Raw genomic sequence first — 5,152 nt, 5'->3', positions numbered from 1 at the left:
TTTGAGGAGCTTGGTTTATATCCAATAGAAAAAGTGAATACGGGATGGCTTGCTTTATCAGCGTTTAGGAAATAAGTTGATAAAATGTGAAGGGTACAGGAGCCGTATACGAGGTCCGTACGTACGGTTCTGTGAGAGGGATGAGGCATAAGCCTCACCCTACTCGATGTACCTCAAAGCCTGTTAGATTAAATAACACACTACTTTCTAAAGGATTAGTCATGCGTTTATTAACCGCTGTTTTTATATATAGTTTATTTTTATTGTTTTCTAGTAGCACACTTGCAGAGCCTGATTTAAAACAGCAAACCATTGGCTATCCGCAACACACACATACATTTAAATCGGCTGTTTTAAACGAAGAACGCACAGTTGTCGTTCAGTTACCTAAGAGCTATCAATCTGAGCCAAACAAGGTATATCCTGTTATATATCGCTTAGATGGCGCGGGTAATATACCGCTTGCCAGTACTGTTATTGAGCGCTTACAAAATAATAATCGTGCGCCTGAGGTTATTATTGTCGCTATTGAAAACACTAATCGCTTAAGAGATTTATACCCCACAGTTAATAAAGAGCCACAAGGCCCGGTAGGTGAAGGCGGAGGCGCAGCAAAGTTTTTAGCATTTATTGAGCAAGAGCTTATGCCCTTGATTAATAAAAGCTATCGTACGCATAACTTTAATGTAATTGCTGGAGGCTCAGCAGCAGGCGTGTTTGCACTTTATACTATGCAAGCTAACCCTGAACTTTTCCAAGCGCATATTGCTTACAGCCCTGCCGTTTGGTGGAACTATGGCGCACCGGTAAAAGCGACTAATTCGTTTATCAATAAATCAAAAGACCTGAATAACTATGTTTATATAAATATTGGCGAAGAAGCTGGCTTAATGCGTGAGCGATATAATGAGCTGCAGCAAGCTTTACAATCTAATAGCTTGCCAAATTTACGCTTTTTCAGTGACGCATTTGAAAATGTATCGCATAACTTAACATCTGCCGCTGGGGCCTTTAATGCTTACCATCATTTATTTTTACCCAAACAAATGCCCATGAGTGCTTTAAGCGATGATATAGAATCTATTGATGTTTATTATAAAAAGTTATCTCAGCAATGGGGGGAGCAAATAACACCTCCAGAGGCGGCTGTTAGGCAACTTGGTTACAACCTAGTAAATATGCAGCAATATGAGCGGGCTGTGGCAGTATTTAAGCATAATGTTAAGCATCACTCACAATCTGTTGATGCACTATGGGGGTTAGGTTATGGCTATGAATTACAAGGTAATATACAACAGGCACTTATTAAAATAGAGGCTGCTTTAAATGTCGTAGATACCACATACCCCTATTTAGATACCTTAAAAGAGACTAAAAGTAGATTACAAACACAGTTAAATAAAACCCAGTAATATAAAAGGACAATGCGCGGGGGTAGCCTGCGCTTACAGTTACCTTTACAACACGCCGCTGATATTTAAATCACTAATCTCTACTTAATATGCGCTAAATACGCTAAAATTACAGGCTACTTTTTTAGCAATGAGCCACACCTTTATGACCTCAGCCACAAGCCCTAGCACTTTTAACGAACTTGGCCTTATTCCAGAGCTATTAGCTCGTTTAACCGATTTGGAATATACCCAACCTACGCCAATTCAAGCTAAGGCTATACCTAGTGTGCTTGCAGGCAGTGACTTAATTGCTGGGGCAAATACAGGCTCAGGTAAAACAGCAACGTTTGCGCTGCCAATGCTACAAAAAATGTTCCTTGAACAAGGTAGTAAAAGTGCAGCCAGCAAAGGTAACTTTGTAACGGGGCTTATTTTAGTACCTACTCGTGAGCTTGCTACGCAAGTAGCCGATAGCGTTAAATCGTATTCTGCTAACTTTAATGGCGCAATTAAAACGATTGCTGTGTTTGGTGGTGTATCGGTTAATACACAAATGCAGGCACTTCGTGGTGGCGCTGATATTATAGTGGCAACACCAGGGCGCTTACTCGATTTAATCTCAAGCAATGCTATTAAGCTCGATAAACTAAATACACTTGTGCTTGATGAAGCCGACCGTATGCTAAGCCTTGGCTTTACCGAAGAGCTTGCTGAGTTATTAGCGTTAATGCCTGCTAAAAAACAAACTATGTTATTTTCAGCAACTTTCCCAGAGCAAGTTAAGCTATTAACACAAGATTTATTAAACGACCCTGTTGAAATACAAGTTCAAAGCAAAGACGAAAGCACTTTAGTACAGCGTGTATTTAGCGTTAATAAAGGCGAGAAAACCACTGTTTTAGCGCATTTAATTAAAACCCATAAATGGCGCCAAGCACTGATTTTTGTTAATGCTAAAAAAGATTGTGAACACTTAGCGCAAAAGCTTGAAAAGCGCGGTGTTAATGCACAAGTTTTTCATGGCGATAAAGGCCAAAGTGAACGTACCCGCGTAATAGAAAAGTTTAAAGCAGGCGAAATTGAAGTGCTAATAGCAACTGATATTGCAGCACGTGGTTTAGATATTGAAAAGCTGCCAGTGGTTATTAACTTTAATCTACCACGCAGCCCTGCTGATTATATGCACCGTATTGGCCGCAGCGGCCGTGCAGGTGAAGTGGGTTTAGCGCTTTCATTAGTTGATTATGAAGATTTACATCACTTTAAAATAATTGAGAAGAAAAACAAACTACGTCTTGAGCGCGAGCAAGTGGCAGGCTTTGCAGTGAACCAAGCGAATGTTGATGCCGCACAGGCGCTTAAAAACGAAAAGCCAATGGCAAAACCCGAAGGCACGGGCAAGAAAAAGAACAAAAAAGCAGATCTTGAAGACGATGTTTGGGCTGGTTGGCGTAAGAGTAAGTAAAAGTTAAGATAATAAAGCCGACATTTGTCGGCTTTATTGTTTATTAATCCTTAAGTGCAGTCATTAAAATCAAAGCGCTTCAATATCGCTTTTTCACTTTACCAGCGCTGCTATGAATTCAGGACCAATACCACAGCAACCACCTATAATTGTTGCGCCTAGGCTATGCCATTGTTTAGCAAAGTCTACATACTCAGTGGGAGGTAAGTCGCGGTAATCTTGTGAGCCTTCATTGGCTTTATAGTCACTGGCAATAGGTGTAAAGCCGTTAGCAAATGCGCCTAAAATAACGCTTTTATTTTGCTTGGCTAATACCGCGTTGGTATCGCTAAAGGCTTGCTCTATAACCTCAGGAATTGAGCAATTAAAGAAAATACCAGCAACATTTTGTTCAAGCAAAGCCGCTACTGCGTCACTCACCAGTTCACCAGAGCGAAGTTTAGCTTGCTCGCTTACTTCATCATTTAAGGTAAATGCGTAATAAAATGGTTTGTTTGAGCCTTTAAGTACGTTTGCCATAACGTGCGCTTCTTCAATGCTCGATATGGTTTCGCCAATCCATAAATCTACATACTCGTCTTGCGCTTTATATAACGTATCTAAAATAGTAAATGCGCGCTCGCTTTCAAATAGTTCAGGGCGGTAAGAGCCAAATGCTGGTGGTAATGAACCTGCTACTAATACATTTTGTTTAGCGTTTTGAGCAACTTTTTTTGATAAAACGGCAGCTTGCTTTGCAAGAGCTGCGCCTTGAGCTTGGTATAGCGCTTCACCTAAATGAAAGGGCACACAGGCATAACTATTAACGGTAATTATTTCAGCGCCTGCATCTATAAAACCTTGGTGAGCCTGCGTTACAAAATGCGGAGCTTCTATTAGGGCTTGTGCACACTCCATAGTGGCTGTGTAAACGGTGCGCCCATGCGCTTAAGTTCGCGTCCCATCCATCTAAAATAGTGAGTTTATTCATAACAAGCTTTTGTGTATCTGTACAATATGGCGCTATTCAACCATGTTTTTTATAAAATCATAATGAAACTTCATCACTATTTATATGAAAAAAGCTCATTGCTTTTAATGAAAATATAAAGGCATATTTATTACTCAGGTTATATGCATAAAAATATATAGTGCCATAGCTGAAAGAATAAAAAATAAATCATATATATCAATATCTTAAGCTTATAAAAAAGAAAGTACCCTTGCGCTATTATCAGTAATTGATAATATGCGTAATACATGTATAAGCATACAGTTTTCTGATTGGCTAAGCGCCGTTTTATGCACTCGCTTAAGCTTAGTGAGTAAATAATTTGAGCAAGCCGTGCGAGTAAGTAAATGAAAAACGTTAAGCAGTCTCGTTGCGTGATTGGCATTAAAGGTCAAGTGCCCGATCCCGATTACTCCGTTGATATTTGGTTCGACTCACTTAAATCGGTCGCTAGTGTGCTGTCTAAAGAGAACAAGCAATTGTTAAAAGTGATTACTGAGCAACAGCCACAATCGGTAACTGAGCTGGCATCGCTTACTGGGCGGGCAGTTAGTAATGTTTCAAGAACACTAAAAACCTTGGGCAAATATAATTTAGTTGAAATGCAAAGTACAAAAACCATGCTTCGCCCTAGTGTCATCCATCAAGAATTTATAGTAGTAGTCAATAATGAACAATAAAAGCAATGTCCTTTTACAAGCAGAAGTGCTGGTAAAATTTCTTAGCACATAAAGATCCACATGCTGTAATTATGATATAAAACTTTACACAAGGTTAAAATGTTCGGCTATATATACAAAACATTAAACTTAGAGACTAGAAAGATCTATATTGGGCAGTATAGGCGACGTGAGTTTGATCCTAACTACTTAGGTTCAGGAACAGCCTTGAAAGCCGCCATTAAAAAATATGGTAGAGACTGTTTTAAGTGCAAAGTTATTGAGCGATGCGACACATTAAAAGAATTAAATGAACGTGAAATTTTTTGGATAGAGAAATACCAATCAAGAAACCCATCAATAGGTTATAACCTAGCAGTTGGGGGGATCAGGCTGTTGTTGGTTGTACAGCAAAAGAAGTTTTCCAAATCTCAAGAATACTTTGCAGAATTACCTGTGAAAACATTGAAAAATCCATTACTAAAGCAAAGAGCCTAGGGTTACGTACCTATAACGCTGTCTCTTATACACAAGTCTTTGAATATCGTTAAGTCTGTGATCTAATCGATCATCATCACTCATAGATTTATCGTATGCACACAAACACTTCTGAAGAATGGGCTCAATTAATTTTTGGTAACGC

Annotated in this window: 4 protein-coding genes and 1 pseudogene; 4 read left to right on the top strand and 1 reads right to left on the bottom strand. The window is 39.2% G+C overall.

The features are described from left to right. Positions 1 to 221: 221 nt before the first annotated feature. Positions 222 to 1,412: an alpha/beta hydrolase-fold protein gene (locus QL998_RS20215; protein WP_182198008.1), complete on the top strand. Its 1,191-nt coding sequence runs from the start codon at positions 222 to 224 to the stop codon at positions 1,410 to 1,412. 145 nt (positions 1,413 to 1,557) lie between these two features. After that, positions 1,558 to 2,859 carry a DEAD/DEAH box helicase gene (locus QL998_RS20210; RefSeq protein ID WP_290193369.1) on the top strand — a complete coding sequence of 434 codons (1,302 nt, stop codon included), beginning with the start codon at positions 1,558 to 1,560 and terminating at the stop codon, positions 2,857 to 2,859. Positions 2,860 to 2,952: 93 nt separating this feature from the next. On the opposite strand, the pseudogene QL998_RS20205 reads toward QL998_RS20210, so the two are convergent. Then, positions 2,953 to 3,829, bottom strand: a pseudogene (locus QL998_RS20205) (homocysteine S-methyltransferase family protein). A gap of 368 nt (positions 3,830 to 4,197) precedes the next feature. On the opposite strand from QL998_RS20205, the gene QL998_RS20200 reads away from it, so the two are divergent. Both QL998_RS20200 and QL998_RS20195 read left to right on the top strand, forming a co-directional pair. Beyond that, entirely contained in the window at positions 4,198 to 4,530 is a 333-nt protein-coding gene (locus tag QL998_RS20200; protein WP_024603750.1) for a helix-turn-helix domain-containing protein, read from the top strand. 99 nt (positions 4,531 to 4,629) lie between these two features. Beyond that, positions 4,630 to 5,007, top strand: a complete 378-nt coding sequence (locus QL998_RS20195; RefSeq protein WP_182198016.1) for a hypothetical protein — start codon at positions 4,630 to 4,632, stop codon at positions 5,005 to 5,007. The last annotated feature ends 145 nt before the right edge of the window (positions 5,008 to 5,152 follow it).

The organism is Pseudoalteromonas sp. APC 3691 (genome assembly GCF_030408135.1).
Taxonomy (GTDB): Bacteria; Pseudomonadota; Gammaproteobacteria; order Enterobacterales; family Alteromonadaceae; genus Pseudoalteromonas.
Note: the sequence above shows the minus strand (reverse complement) of the source record. Positions and strands in the feature narration are given on the sequence as shown.

Coding starts and splice junctions, on each gene's coding strand:
- QL998_RS20215 (WP_182198008.1), top strand. CDS start 222: ATGCGTTTATTAACCGCTGTTTTTATATATAGTTTATTTTTATTGTTT.
- QL998_RS20210 (WP_290193369.1), top strand. CDS start 1,558: ATGACCTCAGCCACAAGCCCTAGCACTTTTAACGAACTTGGCCTTATT.
- QL998_RS20200 (WP_024603750.1), top strand. CDS start 4,198: ATGAAAAACGTTAAGCAGTCTCGTTGCGTGATTGGCATTAAAGGTCAA.
- QL998_RS20195 (WP_182198016.1), top strand. CDS start 4,630: ATGTTCGGCTATATATACAAAACATTAAACTTAGAGACTAGAAAGATC.